The sequence below is a fragment of the Rhodococcus antarcticus genome (genome assembly GCF_026153295.1).
Taxonomy (GTDB): Bacteria; Actinomycetota; Actinomycetes; order Mycobacteriales; family Mycobacteriaceae; genus Rhodococcus_D; species Rhodococcus_D antarcticus.
In genome coordinates this window covers 2,124,425-2,139,795 of sequence record NZ_CP110615.1, presented here as the reverse complement: position 1 = coordinate 2,139,795, position 15,371 = coordinate 2,124,425, and the positions used below count along the sequence as shown (strand labels likewise).

Annotated in this window: 15 protein-coding genes; 4 read left to right on the top strand and 11 right to left on the bottom strand. The window is 74.8% G+C overall.

Features of this window, described 5'->3' with window-relative positions; all coding sequences use genetic code 11:
* Positions 1-4: 4 nt before the first annotated feature.
* From RHODO2019_RS10220 to lpdA, 6 genes are all read right to left on the bottom strand, one after another.
* Positions 5-985 (bottom strand): oxidoreductase, encoded by a 981-nt coding sequence (locus RHODO2019_RS10220; protein ID WP_265381700.1) that lies wholly within the window; start codon positions 983-985, stop codon positions 5-7.
* Between the two features lie 72 nt (positions 986-1,057).
* Positions 1,058-1,819 (bottom strand): lipoyl(octanoyl) transferase LipB, encoded by a 762-nt coding sequence (gene lipB / locus RHODO2019_RS10215; RefSeq protein ID WP_265381699.1) that lies wholly within the window; start codon positions 1,817-1,819, stop codon positions 1,058-1,060.
* 50 nt (positions 1,820-1,869) lie between these two features.
* Positions 1,870-3,114 (bottom strand): NAD(P)/FAD-dependent oxidoreductase, encoded by a 1,245-nt coding sequence (locus RHODO2019_RS10210; RefSeq protein WP_265381698.1) that lies wholly within the window; start codon positions 3,112-3,114, stop codon positions 1,870-1,872.
* Positions 3,115-3,119: 5 nt separating this feature from the next.
* Positions 3,120-4,010: a TIGR01777 family oxidoreductase gene (locus tag RHODO2019_RS10205; RefSeq protein ID WP_265381697.1), complete on the bottom strand. Its 891-nt coding sequence runs from the start codon at positions 4,008-4,010 to the stop codon at positions 3,120-3,122.
* Positions 4,011-4,147: 137 nt separating this feature from the next.
* Positions 4,148-5,629, bottom strand: a complete 1,482-nt coding sequence (sucB, locus tag RHODO2019_RS10200; protein ID WP_265381696.1) for a 2-oxoglutarate dehydrogenase, E2 component, dihydrolipoamide succinyltransferase — start codon at positions 5,627-5,629, stop codon at positions 4,148-4,150.
* A gap of 69 nt (positions 5,630-5,698) precedes the next feature.
* Entirely contained in the window at positions 5,699-7,081 is a 1,383-nt protein-coding gene (gene lpdA, locus RHODO2019_RS10195; RefSeq protein WP_265381695.1) for a dihydrolipoyl dehydrogenase, read from the bottom strand.
* Positions 7,082-7,306: 225 nt separating this feature from the next.
* Between lpdA and RHODO2019_RS10190 the strand changes: the two genes are divergently transcribed.
* Positions 7,307-7,657 (top strand): oxidoreductase, encoded by a 351-nt coding sequence (locus RHODO2019_RS10190; protein ID WP_265384726.1) that lies wholly within the window; start codon positions 7,307-7,309, stop codon positions 7,655-7,657.
* Positions 7,658-7,764: 107 nt separating this feature from the next.
* On the opposite strand, the gene RHODO2019_RS10185 is transcribed toward RHODO2019_RS10190, so the two are convergent.
* On the bottom strand, positions 7,765-9,267 hold the full coding sequence (locus tag RHODO2019_RS10185; RefSeq protein ID WP_265381694.1) for a leucyl aminopeptidase: 1,503 nt from the start codon (positions 9,265-9,267) through the stop codon (positions 7,765-7,767).
* A gap of 135 nt (positions 9,268-9,402) precedes the next feature.
* Here RHODO2019_RS10185 and gcvT point away from each other — a divergent pair, with 135 nt between their 5' ends.
* Entirely contained in the window at positions 9,403-10,488 is a 1,086-nt protein-coding gene (gene gcvT / locus RHODO2019_RS10180; protein ID WP_265384725.1) for a glycine cleavage system aminomethyltransferase GcvT, read from the top strand.
* Between the two features lie 33 nt (positions 10,489-10,521).
* Positions 10,522-11,628, top strand: a complete 1,107-nt coding sequence (locus RHODO2019_RS10175; protein WP_265381693.1) for a branched-chain amino acid aminotransferase — start codon at positions 10,522-10,524, stop codon at positions 11,626-11,628.
* Positions 11,629-11,638: 10 nt separating this feature from the next.
* Here the strand turns inward: RHODO2019_RS10175 and RHODO2019_RS10170 are convergent, their stop codons facing one another.
* The 3 genes from RHODO2019_RS10170 to RHODO2019_RS10160 all read right to left on the bottom strand — a co-directional run bounded on the left by RHODO2019_RS10170 (position 11,639) and on the right by RHODO2019_RS10160 (position 14,138).
* Positions 11,639-12,415 carry an adenosylcobinamide-GDP ribazoletransferase gene (locus tag RHODO2019_RS10170; protein ID WP_265381692.1) on the bottom strand — a complete coding sequence of 259 codons (777 nt, stop codon included), beginning with the start codon at positions 12,413-12,415 and terminating at the stop codon, positions 11,639-11,641.
* Entirely contained in the window at positions 12,412-13,500 is a 1,089-nt protein-coding gene (gene cobT / locus RHODO2019_RS10165) for a nicotinate-nucleotide--dimethylbenzimidazole phosphoribosyltransferase (RefSeq protein ID WP_265381691.1), read from the bottom strand. The genes RHODO2019_RS10170 and cobT overlap by 4 nt, the downstream gene beginning before the upstream one ends.
* Before the next feature lie 89 nt (positions 13,501-13,589).
* Complete coding sequence (locus RHODO2019_RS10160; RefSeq protein ID WP_265381690.1) at positions 13,590-14,138, bottom strand: bifunctional adenosylcobinamide kinase/adenosylcobinamide-phosphate guanylyltransferase; 549 nt, start codon at positions 14,136-14,138, stop codon at positions 13,590-13,592.
* Here RHODO2019_RS10160 and RHODO2019_RS10155 point away from each other — a divergent pair.
* Complete coding sequence (locus RHODO2019_RS10155; RefSeq protein WP_265381689.1) at positions 14,137-14,331, top strand: hypothetical protein; 195 nt, start codon at positions 14,137-14,139, stop codon at positions 14,329-14,331. The genes RHODO2019_RS10160 and RHODO2019_RS10155 overlap by 2 nt on opposite strands.
* A 15-nt stretch (positions 14,332-14,346) precedes the next feature.
* Here the strand turns inward: RHODO2019_RS10155 and RHODO2019_RS10150 are convergent, their stop codons facing one another.
* Positions 14,347-15,333 (bottom strand): aldo/keto reductase family protein, encoded by a 987-nt coding sequence (locus tag RHODO2019_RS10150; protein ID WP_265381688.1) that lies wholly within the window; start codon positions 15,331-15,333, stop codon positions 14,347-14,349.
* Between the last annotated feature and the right edge of the window lie 38 nt (positions 15,334-15,371).

Genomic DNA, 15,371 nt, shown 5'->3' with positions numbered 1-15,371 from the left:
CTGCTCAGCCGTGGGCGACGTGGTTGGAGGGCCCCGAGGGGTGCACGTGGCTGGGCATCGGGTCGACCCCGGTCTGCTCGGCGGTGAGCGCCCAGACGACCTTGGCGAGCCGCTCGTCCTGGGCCAGGTCGTTGGGCTGCACCACCGTGGGCCCACCGCGCCACTGACCGGGACCGGAGGGTCCGTAGAAGCGTCCGCTGACCACGTCGGGGGCGGTGGCGGCGTACAGCTGGGGCAGGGCACCCCGGGCCGCCGACTGCCCCAGCACCCTCACTGCGGTCCCGGCGACCGTGCGGGCGATCGGGGGGGCCGAGGACATCATCGCCGGGACGAGTCCGGTCGAGCTCAACCCCGGGTGCGCGGCGACGCTGAGCGTGCCGGGGTCGTCGATGCGCAGGCGCAGGTGCAGCTCGTGGGCGAACAGCAGGTTCGCGAGCTTGGAGCGGCCGTAGGCCGACCACGGGGTGTACCCCGCCCCCCGGCTGGCGGCGTCGAGCTCGGTGGGGACGATCTGGCCCTGCTTGTGGGCGAGGCTGGAGACGGTGACCACCCGCGAGCCGTCGCTGGTGGCCAGCGCCGGGTAGAGCAGCCAGGTCAGCGCGGCGTGGCCCAGGTGGTTGGTGCCCCACTGGCTCTCGAACCCGTCCACGGTCAGCCGCAGGGGGGGTGCCATGAGCCCGGCGTTGTTCACCAGCAGGTCGAGGCGGTCGCCGTGGCGCTCGCGGACCTCGGTGGCGGCGGCCCGGACCGAGACCAGGTCGGCGAGGTCGAGGGTGAGCAGCTCCGGCTCGGGTCCGCCCGCCGACGCCCGCACCGTCGCGAGGGCCGCGGCCCCCTTCTCGGGGTTGCGGCTGCCGATCAGCACCCGGGCTCCGTGGCGGGCCAGCTCGGTGGCGGTGACCAGGCCGAGGCCGCTCGTGGCCCCGGTGACCAGTGCGGTGCGGCCGGACTGGTCGGGGATGTCTGCGGCGGTCCAGGAGCTCATGGGTCCACTGTGCCCGAGGTCGCGGCGCCGAACGGATCGAGCGGTGGCCGCCGGGGTGCGGCCGGCGGGGGCTCAGCCGCGCAGGGATCCCGTGGTCAGGCGCGGGTCGAGCCGCAGGTCCAGCCCCGCCGGCAGCTCCTCGCGGACCAGCTCGCGGTCGGTGACGGGGCGGGTTCCCTCCAGCGCCTCGAGCACGGCCGAGCGCACCGTGCCCAGCACGTCGGCGGTCCGGACGTCGCGACCGAGCTCACGGCTCAGCGAGGTGACGCCGGCGTCCGCGATCCCGCAGGGCACGATCGCGTCGAACGCGGTGAGGTCCGGATCGCAGTTCAGCGCGAAGCCGTGCAGGGTGACGCCGCGCTGCACCCGGACGCCGATGGCCGCCACCTTGCGCTCGGGGCGACCGTGCGAGGCGGCGAGCCACACCCCGGAGCGGCCGTCGACGCGTCCGGTGACCAGCCCCAGGCCGTCGCAGACCTCGATGAGCGCCTGCTCGAGGCGGCGGACGTAGTCCACGACGTCCACCGGGTCGGCGAGGGCGATGATCGGGTAGCCCACGAGCTGGCCGGGACCGTGCCAGGTGATCTTGCCGCCACGGTCGACGTCGACCACCGGTGTGCCGTCGGTGGGCCGCTCGTCGGCCGCCGTGCGCCGACCGGCGGTGTAGGTGGGGGGGTGCTCGAGCAGCAGGAAGGCGTCCGGCCCGCTGCCGTCGGCCCGGGCGGTGGCGTGGGCGCGCTGCAGGGCGAGCGCCTCGGCGTAGTCGGTGAGCCCCAGCTCGGTCACCTGCACCGGGTCGTGGCTGCGTCGTGCGGAGCGCGTCGGGGAGCTCATGGCGCACGACGCTACGCCCGGGTCCCGGTCACGGCGGCGCCGGCGGTGGGTCAGCGCCGGAGCCCGTGGTCCACCGAGCGGGCCGTGCGTCGTCCGCTGGCCATCGCCCCCTGCAGCGAGGGGGTGTCGCGGTGGTCGCCGGCGACGTGCAGCCCGTCGCCGAGGTCCACCGGTGCGCGCAGCCCGGCGGCGGTCGGTGCGGTGAGCGCGGGCAGGGCCGCGGGCACCTCGCTGGTGTGCAGGTGCTGCCAGTGCGAGGTGTCCACCCCCCACACCCGGGCCAGCTCGCGGCGCACCACCGGTTCGGGCACGTCAGCGGCCGAACCGAGCGCGGAGGTGGAGACCAGCGCCCGGTGGTCGGGGGAGTAGCTGGGGGCGGCCGCGGTGAGGACCACGCTGTTCAGCAGCGGTCCGCCGGTGCCGTCCAGCCGCAGCAGCGGCCGGGTGTCCGGGGCGTCCTCGGTGACGTGGTAGGTCGTGGTGACGGCCCGCATCCGGGGCGCAGGCACGGCGGGCACCAGCCGGGCGGCGGTGCCGGGGTCGGTGGCCACCACGACGGAACGGGCGGTGAGCGTGCCGTCGGTGGTGCGCACGGTGGTGCCGGTGACGGCCTCGGCGGCCACCCCCAGCCGCACGGTCCCGGGCCGCAGCTGGGTGAGGAGGTGCGCGGGCAGAGCGGCCATCCCCCGTGCGGGCACGGCGACCGTCCCGAGCACGAACGTGCGCCAGACCAGCGCGGTGAAGAGGGCGGCCGTGTCCAGGTCGCGCTCCAGGAGCACCCCGGCCAGGAACGGCCGCAGGAACCGCTCCAGCACCGGGCCGTCGAGACCTGCGTCCGCGAGAGCCCGCGCGGTGGGGACGTCGGGGCGCCGCAGGGCAGCTCGTCCGCTGCGCAGCACGATCCCAGCCGTCCAGCGGACCAGGCGCAGCTCGTCGGCGCGGGGCAGCAACCGGTCGGCCACGGTGGCGGGCGCGGTCCACGGCTGGCGCAGCGGGTTGACGAAGGTGTGCAGCCCCCCGTCCTCGGCGCGCACGGCCGCACCGGGGGTGAAGGTGCACAGGTCGAGGTCGGGCAGGTGCACCTCGCGACGCAGCGCCGGGTAGGCGGTGTTGAGCACCTGGAAGCCGCGGTCGAGGGTGAACCCGTCCACCGTGTCGGTGGCGACGCGCCCACCGGCCACGTCGCCCGCCTCGAGGACAACCACCTCGTGCCCGGCGAGCTGGAGGTGCTTCGCGCACACCAGCCCGGCGAGCCCGGCGCCCACGACGAGGACGTCGGCGTCCAGGACGGCCACGGGGCTCAGCCTCCGACGGCGGCGCTCATCGCCTCGCCCACCGATCGGTGGGTGAAGGTGAACCCGTGGGCCTCCAGCTTGGCGGGCACGGCGCGCTGGCCCTCCAGGACGCCCTCCTCGGCGAACTCGCCGATCACGAGCTTGATGGCGAAGCCGGGCACCACCCAGGGGGCCGGCCGGCCGAGGGCCGATCCGAGCGCGCGGCTGAACTCGGCGTTGGTCACCGGGGCGGGACCGGTCAGGTTCACCGGGCCGGAGATGTCGTCGTGCTCGATGACGAAGCGGATGGCTGCCACCTCGTCGGTCAGCGAGATCCACGGGTAGTACTGGCGACCCGAGCCGAGCCGCCCGCCCAGCGCCAGGGAGTAGATCGGCTTCAGCCGGCTGAGCAGTCCGCCGGCCGGGGAGAGCACCAGGCCCGTGCGCAGGGTCACCACCCGGACGCCGCCCTCGCTGGCCGGGGCCGTGGCGGCCTCCCAGTCCCGGCACACCTCGGCGAGGAAGCCGGACCCGGCCGGGGCGGTCTCGTCGACCTCGGTGGCACCGGTGTCGCCGTAGTAGCCCACCGCGCTGGCGTTGACCAGGGTCGGCACGCCGCGTGCGACCACCTCGCGAGCGAGCACGTCGGTGGGACCCATGCGGCTGTCGCGCACGGCCTGCTTGTAGGCGCCGGTCCAGCGCTTGTCGCCGATGCCGACCCCGCAGAGGTTCACCACGGCGCCGGCGCCGTCTAGGGCCTCGGCGTCGAGGGCACCGCTGGCGGGATCCCACTGCCGCTCGTCGGGCCCGGCCGGTGCGCGGCGCACCAGGCGCACCACCTCGTGGTCGTGGGCACGGAGCGAGGCGACCAGGGCTGTGCCGATCATGCCGGAGGAGCCGGCGACGACGATGCGCATGGGGTGATCGTGTCCCTTCACGGGTGCGGGGGCGAGCCGGGAGGGCCGACCGGCCGGGACGAGTGCTCGTCCCGGCCGGTCGTGGTGGTGCTGGTCGTCACCGGCCGCCGTCGGCCGACGAGGGTGCCGGGGACCGCCTAGAGGCCGAGGTCCGCCTCGAAGGCCGCCTCTTCGAGGCGGTGCTTCAGCGTGGTGAGGAAGCGGCCTGCGTCGGCCCCGTCCACCAGGCGGTGGTCGTAGGTCATCGGCAGGTAGCACATGGAGCGCACGGCGATGGTGTCGCCGCCCAGGGCGTCGGAGACCACCACGGGACGCTTGACGATCGCGCCCGTGCCGAGCATCGCCGCCTGCGGCGGCACCAGGATCGGGGTGTCGAACAGAGCCCCCTGGCTACCGATGTTGGTGATGGTGAACGTGCCGCCGGAGAGCTCGTCGGGCTTGAGACCGTTGCTCCGCGAGCGCGCCGCGAGGTCCGCGATCGCCCGGGCCAGGCCGGCCAGCGAGAGGTCACCGGCGTTCTTGATGACCGGCGAGAGCAGGCCGGCGGGGGTGTCCACGGCGATCGCCAGGTGCACGGACCCGTGGTAGGTGATCTCCTTCGCCCCTTCGTCGTAGGAGGCGTTCACGTTCGGGTGCGCCTTCAGCGCCTCGACCACGGCCTTGGCGAAGAACGGCAGGAACGTCAGGTTGACGCCCTCCTGCGCGCTGAACTGCGCCTTGGCCCGGGTGCGCAGCGCGGCCACCCGGCTCATGTCGACCTCGAAGGTCTGGGTGAGCTGCGCGGTGGTCTGCAGCGACTCCCGCGTCTTGGTGGCCGTGATCTGCCGGATGCGGCTGGCCTTCTGGGTGGTGCCGCGCAGCGCCTGGAGCTCGGGCCGCACACCCTTGTCGGCGGCGGGTGCCGTCGGGGCGGGTGCCGCCGGGGCGGGTGCGGAGGCGGCCGGGGTGGGCTCCGGGGTGGAGGCGGCCTCGGCCGCGGCCTCCACGTCCTGCTTGCGGATGCGCCCACCGACGCCCGTGCCGGTCAGCGACGCCAGGTCGACGCCCTTCTCGGTCGCGAGCTTGCGCACCAGCGGGGTGACGTAGGGCGCGCTCGCCGGGGCGGGCTCACCGCGGTGACGGCCCTCGTCGGCCGCCGTCGCGGGCTGCTCGGGCCGGCTCGGGGTGGGGGCCTTCGTCTCCTCGGCCGCCGTCGTCTGCTCGCGGGCGGCCGCGTCGTCGCGGGCCTCCTCCTCGAGCGGGGTCGCCGCGGTCTGGTCCTCGGCGCTGTGCCCGGAGGCGGGGTCGTCGCCCTCGGCCGTGGTGCCGGACCCGCCGGTGGCCGGCTGCGCCTCCTCCGGCTCCGGAGCCGGGGTGGGTGCGGCCGCGGGGGCCCCAGTGCCCTTGGCGCCGATGACGGCGAGCTGGCCGCCGACCTCGACGGTCTCGTCCTCGGCGGCCGAGATCTCCAGCAGGGTGCCGGCGACGGGGGAGGGGATCTCGGTGTCGACCTTGTCGGTGGACACCTCCACCAGAGGCTCGTCGACGGCGACGGTGTCGCCCTCCTGCTTGAGCCACCGGGTGACGGTCCCCTCGGTGACGCTCTCACCCAGGGCTGGCATCTGGACGGAGAAGGCCATTCGTCTGACTCCTGATCGGTCGTGTGCGGGGGCGTACCGGCAGTGCTGGGTCGAGAAGGTCGTGCCGGCTCAGCCGTGCGCGTGCAGCGGCTTGCCGGCCAGGGCGAGGTGCGCCTCGCCGAAGGCCTCGGTCTGGGTGGGGTGCGCGTGGATGAGCTGCGCGACGTCGTCGGCGTAGGCCTCCCAGTTGTAGACCAGCTGCGCCTCGCCGACGAGCTCGCCGACCCGCTCGCCGACCATGTGGATGCCCACCACGGGACCCTGCTCGCCGGCCCCGCCGGAGCGGACGAGCTTGATTCCGCCTGCGGTCTTGAGGATCTGGCTCTTGCCGTTGCCGGCCAGGTCGTAGACGACGGTGGTGACCTCGCCGTACTTCTCCTTGGCCTGGGCCTCGGTGAGCCCGACCGAGGCGACCTCGGGGTTGGAGTAGGTGACGCGGGGGATGCCGGTCTCGTCGATGACCTGGGGGTTCAGCCCCGCCAGCTCCTCGGCGACGAAGATGCCCTGGGCGAACCCGCGGTGCGCGAGCTGCAGCCCGGGCACGATGTCGCCCACGGCGTAGACGCCCTCGACGTTGGTGCGCAGCCGCTCGTCGGTGAGGACGAAGCCGCGGTCCATCGCGATGCCCGCCTCCTCGTAGCCCACGTCGGTGGTGCGGGGCCCGCGGCCGACGGCGACGAGGAGCAGGTCGGCCTCCAGCGTGGTGCCGTCCTCGAGGGTGACCGTCACACCCTTGTCGCCCTGCTCGGCGCCGGTGAACTTCTTGCCGACGCTGAAGGCGATGCCGCGCTTGCGGAACGCGCGCTCGACCTGCTTGGAGCACCACTCGTCCTCGGCGGCCACCAGGCGGGGCAGGGCCTCGACGACGGTGACCTCGGCCCCGAAGGAGCGCCACACGCTGGCGAACTCGACCCCGATGACGCCGCCGCCGAGCACGATGACCCGGTCGGGCACGTGGTCGATGGTCAGCGCCTGCTCGCTGGTCATGATGCGGCCGCCGATCTCCAGGCCGGGCAGGCTGCGCGCGTACGAGCCGGTGGCCAGCACGACCGCCCTGCCGGTGTAGCGCTGCCCGTCGACCTCGACGGTCCGGTCGCCGACGAAGCGTCCGGTGCCCTCGACGACGGTGATCTTGCGGGACTTCACCAGCCCCTGCAGGCCCTTGTAGAGCTTCGCGACGACGCCGTCCTTGTAGGAGTTGACGCCGCTCATGTCGATGCCCTCGAGGGAGCTCTTCACCCCGAACTGGTCACCGTGGCGCGCGTTGTCGGCGACCTCGGCGGCGTGCAGCAGCGCCTTGGTGGGGATGCACCCCTTGTGCAGGCAGGTGCCGCCCACCTTGTCGCTCTCGATCATGGTGACGGTCAGGCCGAGCTGGGCGGCGCGCAGTGCGGCCGCGTAGCCCCCCGAGCCGCCGCCGAGGACAACCAGGTCGCTGTCGGTCAACGTCATCTCCTGTTCGTGTTCCCCCGGCGGGGTGCGGGGCGGACCTCGTGGGTCTGCTCCGCCGGCCGTGCGGGACGTGTGCTCTGCGGGTGCCGACCATCCTTCCACCTCGGGCCCTCGACGCGGCGCCGAGGTCCGTCGGGCGCGTCCACACCTCGCGCACGGGCAGGGGTGGCAGCATCGGGGGCCACGAGCGGCGCCGGGCCGGTCGCGGGTGCGGAGGTGACGGCCGTGGGCGTGCTGGGACGACTGCGACGCCGCTCCAGCGCCGCCACCCGCGCGGCCGTCCGGGACGACGCGCAGCACCTGGCGACGTGGTCCTCGGAGCACCGCGGGGTCGAGGCCTTCGTCGAGCAGCCGAGCGAGGCGCTGCGGGCGCACACGGTGGTGCTGGTGGCCCACGACGGGGAGTGGACGCGTCGCCGCGTGGCCGGGGCGACGGGCGCGCGCCGCCTCGGCGAGGAGCTGGAGATCCCGGTCTACGACGTGCAGCGCACCGGGTACCCCCAGCGGATGCGCGACCACGACGCGCGGGAGCGGATCCTGCGCCAGCGGGCCCGGCGCGCAGCCGACCTGGAGTGAACACCCCCTCCCGTTTCCGCCAAGTGCGGGCTTGTTGCTGTCATCCGGGGTGAAATGACGACCAGAAGCCCGCACTTGGCGGCGGAAGGTCGGAGGTGGAGCCGGGGTCAGCCGTTCGCGGCGATGTCCTCGAGCACGGCGAACATGGTGCGCACGGGCACCCCTGTACCGCCCTTGCCGGTGTAGCCGTGCACCCCGCCGGTGTTGTACGCGGGTCCCGCCACGTCGACGTGCGCCCACTGGACGCCCTCGGCCACGAACTCCCGCAGGAACACCGCCGCCGCGAGCATCCCGCCCGCCCGGCTGTTGGTGATGTTCTGCAGGTCGGCCACCGGGGAGTCCAGCTCCGCGCGGAGCTCGTCGGGCATCGGCATCGCCCAGCCGCCCTCGCCGACGGACCGGGAGATGGCGGCGACCCGGTCGCGGAAGGCGTCGGTGCCGAGCACGCCCGGGGTGCGGTTGCCCAGCGCGACCACCTGCGCCCCGGTCAGGGTCGCGGTGTCGATGAGGTAGTCGATGCCGTCCTCGCAGGCGCGCACCATCGCGTCGGCCAGGATCAGCCGGCCCTCGGCGTCGGTGTTGAGCACCGCGACGGTGGTGCCGCCGTACTGGGTGAGGACGTCGCCGGGGCGCTGGGCGGTGGCCGAGGGCATGTTCTCCGCCATGGGCACGGTGGCGGTGACCGTCAGGGGCAGTCCGAGCTCGGCGACCAGCACCATCGTGGCGATGACGGCGGCGGCCCCGGCCATGTCGGAGGTCATGTCCTCCATGCCCGCGGCCGGCTTGATGGAGATGCCGCCGGTGTCGAAGGTGATGCCCTTGCCGACCAGGCCGACCGTCGCCGTGCCGCCGCCGGAGTAGGACAGGCGGACCAGCCGCGGCGGCCGGGAGCTGCCCTGCCCGACCCCGAGGATCCCGCCGTAGCCGCCCGCGGCCAGCGCGTCCTCGTCGAGCACCTCGACCGCGAGGCCTGCCTCGGTGCCCAGGGCCGATGCGCGCTCGGCGAACGAGGCCGGGAACAGGTCGTTGGACGGGGTGTTGACCAGCTCGCGCGCGGTGGTGACCGCCCGGGCCACCGCGCTCGCGCGGGTGAGCGCGGTGGCGCCGGCCGCCACGTCGGGCACGAGCAGCTCGACCGCGGCCACCGGGGCCGTGCCGGCGTCGGACTTGTAGGCGGTGAACGCGTAGCTGCCGAGGACGAACCCCTCGACGGCTGCACCCAGGTCGAGCCCGGAGAGGGTGGTGGCCGCCGTGGTCGTCCCGGCCAGGGAGCGCGCTGCGACCCCGGCCGCCCGCCGGACCTGCTCGTCGGTCGGCTCACCGTCCAGTGCGCCGAGGCCCACGGCCAGCACCGAGGTGGCCCCCAGCGCCCCCCGGGTGGGCACCCTGGTCAGCTGGCCCGCGGTCCCGGTGGCACCGACGGCCGCCAGGTCGGCCAGGAGATCGGTGCCGTCCAGCACGTCCTCGCCCAGCAGGACCGGCCCGGTCGCCCCGGAGGAGTCGGTGTCGGCCTTCGCGATCCCGACGACGAGGACGTCGACGTCGCCGACGGAGGTGACGAGGCGGAGCTCGGGTGCGGCGGGGCGCAGGACGGGCGGGGTGGCGGGCACGGTGGCGGCTCCAGGGTTCTCGGGGTGCGGGGGTCTCCCGGTCGTGAGCGAGCCTAGCGATCGCGACGACCCCACCTTCCGACCGATACCGTCACGGTGGTGAGCACCCCCACGCCGGAGACCACCAGCCCCGTCCTGCGCCGCAGCGCCCTGCACGGCACGCACGTCGCGCTCGGCGCCACGTTCGCCGAGTTCGGCGGCTGGGAGATGCCGATCAGCTACGCGGGCGTGGTCGCCGAGCACACCAGCGTGCGGGAGGCCGTCGGCGTGTTCGACGTGGGGCACCTGGGCAAGGCCCTGGTGGTCGGCCCGGGTGCGGCGGCCTACGTCAACGACTGCCTGACCAACGACCTCGGCCGCATCAGCACCGGCCAGGCGCAGTACACCCTCTGCTGCGACACCGCCGGGGGCGTGGTCGACGACCTCATCGCCTACCTGGTCTCGCCCGACGAGGTGTTCCTGGTGCCCAACGCGGCCAACAGCGCGGCCGTGGTGTCCGCGCTCGCCGCCGCCGCCCCGTCCGGGATCTCCGTCACCGACCGGCACACCGAGCACGGGGTGATCGCCGTGCAGGGACCGCGCTCGCCGGACGTGCTGGCCGCGCTCGGCCTGCCGCACGAGATGGACTACATGGCCTTCGCCGACGCCTGGTGGGGAGACCACCCCGTCCGGGTCTGCCGCACCGGCTACACCGGCGAGCACGGCTACGAGCTGCTGCCGCGGTGGTCCGAGGCGGACGCGCTGTTCCGCGCCCTGCTCGACGCCGCCGCACCGCTGGGCGGGCAGGCGTGCGGTCTCGGCGCCCGTGACACCCTGCGCACGGAGATGGGTTACCCGCTGCACGGGCACGAGCTCTCCGCGCAGATCAGCCCGGTGCAGGCGCGCACGGGGTGGGCCGTGGGGTGGGCCAAGCCGGCGTTCTGGGGCCGCGAGGCGCTGACGGCGGAGAAGCAGGACGGACCGCGCCGGCGGCTGTGGGGTCTCAAGGCCCTCGAGCGGGGCGTGCCCCGGGCCGGGATGACGGTCCTCGCCGACGGGGTGCCGGTCGGGGAGACCACCTCGGGCACCTTCTCACCCACGCTGCGCACCGGGATCGCGCTCGCGGTGCTCGACGCCTCGGCCGGGCTCACCGCCGGCGCGGAGGTCGAGCTCGACGTGCGCGGGCGGACCCTGCGCTGCGCGGTGGTGGCCCCGCCGTTCGTGCCCGCGCACACCCGGTAGGCCAGCGCAGGAGGCCGTACTAGCCTGCTGGGCATGACCAGCGCGCCCCTGTTCTCCCGCACCGCCAACCCGGTCCTCACCTCGGACGACTCGCTCGCCGACCTGCTGCTCGCCCCGGGCTTCGGCAAGCACTTCAGCGACCACATGGTGAGCATCAGCTGGGACGTCGAGCGCGGCTGGCACGACGCGGGCGTGGTGCCCTACGGACCGATCGAGCTGGACCCCGCGGCGATGGTTCTGCACTACGGGCAGGCCATCTTCGAGGGGCTCAAGGCCTACCGGCAGGCGGACGGCTCCATCAGCTCGTTCCGCCCGCACGCCAACGCCGCGCGGTTCCGCAGCTCGGCCCGCCGGATGGCCATGCCGGAGATGCCCGACGAGCTGTTCCTCGGCTCGCTCGCCGAGCTGGTGGACGTCGACCGTGCCTGGGTGCCGGCGGCCGGGGGCGAGGAGTCGCTGTACCTGCGGCCGTTCCTGTTCTCCACCGAGGCCGGTCTGGGGGTGCGCCCGGCCACGGAGTACCGCTACCTGCTCATCGCCTCGCCCGCAGGCGCGTACTTCACCGGTGGCGTGCGGCCGGTCAGCGTCTGGTTGTCGACGGAGTACGTGCGGGCGGCTCCGGGCGGCACCGGTGCGGCCAAGTTCGCCGGCAACTACGCGGCCTCCCTGCTCGCGCAGGCCCAGGCGGCCGACGAGGGCTGCGACCAGGTGGTGTGGCTCGACGCGCTGGAGCGCCGCTACGTCGAGGAGATGGGTGGGATGAACCTGTTCTTCGTCGTCGGCGAGGGTGAGGGCGCCCAGCTGGTCACCCCGGAGCTGTCCGGCTCGCTGCTGCCCGGCATCACCCGTGACTCGCTGCTGCAGCTCGCGCAGGACGCCGGGCTCGCGGTGGCCGAGCGGCGGATCTCCACCGACGAGTGGGAGAAGAAGGCGGACTCCGGGGAGATCAGCGAGGTGTTCGCCTGCGGGACGGCCGCGGTCATCACCCCGGTCGGCAGCGTCAAGCACGCCGACGGCAGCTTCACCGTGGGTGGCGGGGCCACCGGTCCGGTCACCACGATGCTCCGCGAGACGCTCACCGGGATCCAGCGCGGCACCGTGGCCGACCCGCACGGCTGGATGACCACGCTCGTGCGCTGAGCGCACCGGTCTAGCCGAGCGCCAGCACCACGAGCGACGTGGTGACGGCGACCTCCGAGCACGCGCCCAGCACGTCCCCGGTCATCCCGCCGAACCGCCGGACCGCGTGCCGGACGCCGACGACCACCAGCGCACCGGCCGCCAGCACGGCCGCCGGTCCCTGCCAGACCCGTCCGTCCACCGCCGCCACCGCTGCCAGCGCCAGGAGCAGGGCCCACCCCACGGGCACCACCACCGGCTGGGTGCCGGCCACCAGCGCACCGAGCCCGTCCGGACGAGCGGCGGGCACCCCGCGGCGGCACACCCAGCCCAGCGCGACCCGTCCGGCGGCCACCCCGACCACCACGGCGCCCCAGCGACCGTCGGCGGCCAGCGTCCCGAGGGCCGCTGCCTGCGCCCCGAGGACGACGACCAGCGCGACCACCGCGAACGGCCCCGTGCTGCCGTCCCGCATCACGGCCAGCGCGCGCTCGGGCGGGCCGTAGCAGCCGAGCCCGTCCACGGTGTCCGCCAGCCCGTCCAGGTGCATCCCGCGGGTGCCGACGGCCAGGGCGCCCACCACGAGCATCCCGGCCAGCAGCCCTGGGGCGCCGAGCGCGTCCAGGACCCGCAGCAGTCCGGCGGCCACCCCGCCCAGCGCCAGGCCCACCAGGGGAGCCAGCCCGATCGCGCGGGCCGCGACGGTGCGGTCGACCTCGCCCCGAACCCGGGCGGGCACCACCGTCAGCCAGCTCACGGCCAGGGCGAGGGCATCGCCGCCGCGGTGCGCCGACGGTCCTGGGTTCACCCGGCCTCGGGTCCCGCGGCCTCGTCCTCGGCGTCCGCCCCGTCGGCCGGTCCGGCCACCCCGGCGTCGGCGAAGGTGGCCATCTCCGCGAGCACCCGCACCGCGGCCTGCAGCAGGGGCAGCGCGGCCACCGCGCCCGAGCCCTCGCCCAGGCGCATGTCCAGCTCGAGCAGCGGCACCAGGCCCAGGTGCGCCAGGGCCAGGGTGTGCGCGGGCTCGGCGGAACGGTGCCCGGCCACCCACCACTGCTTGGAGCCCGGGGCCATGTCCTCGGCCAGCAGCGCGGCCGCGCCGACGACGAGCCCGTCGAGGACCACCGGGGTGCGTCGCTGGGCCGCCTGGGCCAGGAAGCCGGCCATCGCGGCCAGGTCGGCGCCGCCCACCGTGCGCACCAGGGCCACCGGGTCGTGCACCAGGGGGGCGCCCCGCCGCAGCGCGTCGCGGACCACGGCGGCCTTGCGCATCCACCCGTTGTCGTCCACCCCGGTGCCCCGCCCGACCACGGCCACCGGCTCGGTACCGGTGAGCGCCGCGACCAGCACGGCCGACGGCGTGGTGTTGCCGATGCCGAGGTCACCGACCACGAGCACGTCCGCGCCGGTGTCCACCTCCTCGTCGGCCACCGCCCGTCCGGCGGCGATCGCGGCCTCCACCTCGAGCTGGCTCAGGGCGTCCTCGCGGTCGATCCGCCCGGAGCTGCGGCGGACCTTGTGGTGGCCCACCACCGCGGGGCTGTCTCCGTCGACGGCCACGTCGACCACCCGGACGGTGGCGCCCGCGTTCTCGGCGAGCACGTTCACCGCGGCGCCGCCGGCGAGGATGTTGGCCACCATCTGCACGGTGACCTCGCTCGGGTAGGCCGAGACCCCGTGCGCGGCGACACCGTGGTCACCGGCGAAGACGACGACGCGGGGGCGGACCAGCGGCTTCGGCGGACACACGCCCTGGCAGGCCGCGAGCCAGACGCCGAGGTCCTCCAGCCGCCCCAGGGACCCGGCCGGCTTGGTCAGCTGCAGCTGGCGGGCCACCGCCTCGCGGTGCGCCTGGGCGTCGGGCGGGACGACGGGGTCGAAGTCAGTGCTCACGGGGGCGGGCCTTCCAGGGCGGGTGGATGTGCGGGGGCGGGTGGATGTGCGGGGGCGGGTGGATGTGCGGGGCGGGGCGTTGGTCGGGGTCAGCGCAGGCGGAGCGGGATCCCGGCGACCAGCAGCACGACGACGTCGCACTCCTGGGCGAGTCGAGCGTTGAGCATGCCGATCTCGTCGCGGAACAGCCTGCCCGAGCGGGTCGCGGGCACCACGCCCAGGCCCACCTCCGGCGTGACGAGCACGAGGTCGCCCGAGTGGGTGGCCACGGCGTCGGCCAGCGCGTCGCACCGGTGGGCGATGGTGCCCCGCGGCAGCGACCAGGCCCCCGCGTCGTCGATCTCGGCGGTGAGCCAGGTCCCCAGGTCGTCGACCAGCACCGGGACCCCGTCGGGCGGGGCGGAGACGAGGGCGACGAGGTCGGCGTCCTCCACGGTCTCCCAGTGCGGGGGACGACGGGCCCGGTGCACGGCCACCCGCTGCGCCCAGTCGTCGTCGCCGTCCGGGGTGCGGGCGGTGGCCACGTACCGGACGGGGCCGGTGCCGTCCACCACGCCCTCCGCGTGCGCCGACTTGCCGGAGCGGGCGCCGCCGAGGACCAGTGTTCGCACGTCCGGGACGCTACCGTCAGCGGTCATGAGCTACCGCTGGCGCTACGAGAGAACTGACGGCACGCAGGTGGACGGACCGGAGCTGACCTTCGAGGACCAGGCCGAGGCCGAGGCGTGGTTCACCGCGGAGTTCGAGGGCCTGGCCGACGACGGCGTGGAGCAGGTGGTGCTGCTGGAGGGCGAGCGGGAGGTCTACGGACCGATGCTGCTCAGCCCGTAGCCCCCCCGGCCGGTCCTACAACGTGCCCGCGTACTTGCGCGGGTCGGACACCACGGCGTCGCCGAGCACCTCGTCGACCCGGGCCATGAGGTCTGCCTCGAGCACGACGCCCGCGGCCTCGGCGTTGCTGCGCACCTGCTCGGGCTTGCTCGCCCCGATGATCGCCGAGGCGACGTTCGGGTTCTGCAGGACCCACGCGACCGCGAGCTGGGCCATGGTGAGCCCGGCCTGGTCCGCGATCGGCCTCAGCTTCTGCACGCGGCCGAGGACGTCGTCGCCCATCCACCGGGCGATCGCGCCCTGGGTGTCCTCGTGCTGGGCCCGGCTGCCCTCGGGCAGGGCTTCGCCGGGCACGTACTTGCCGCTGAGCACGCCCTGGGCCACGGGGGACCAGACGATCTGGGAGAGGCCCTCGCGCTCGCTGGCCGGGACCACCTCCGCCTCGGGCACCCGCCACAGCATCGAGTACTGCGGCTGGTTGGAGACGAGGGGGACCTTCAGCTCGCGGGCCAGCGCGGCACCTGCGGTGATCTGGTCGGCGTTCCACTCCGAGACACCGATGTAGAGGGCCTTGCCGGCGCGCACGATGTCCGCGAAGGCCGTCATGGTCTCCTCGAGCGGGGTGGTGCGGTCGTACCGGTGGGCCTGGTAGAGGTCCACGTGGTCGGTCTGCAGCCGTCGCAGCGAGCCCTCGATCGACTCGAGCAGGTGCTTGCGGCCCAGCCCCTTGTCGTTCTCCCCGGCCCCCGTGGGCCAGTAGACCTTGGTGAAGATCTCCAGCCCCTCGCGCCGCTCACCGGCCAGCGCGCGGCCGAGGACCTCCTCGGCCCGGGTCGCGGCGTAGACGTCGGCGGTGTCGAAGGTGGTGATGCCCACGTCGAGCGCGGCGGCGACGCAGGCCTTGGCCGCGTCCTCCTCCACCTGACCACCGTGGGTGAGCCAGTTGCCGTAGGAGATCTCGCTGATGGACAGGCCGCTGCGGCCGAGGCGACGGAACTTCATGCACCGACCCTAGCGACGACGGCCGACGGGACGCGGCG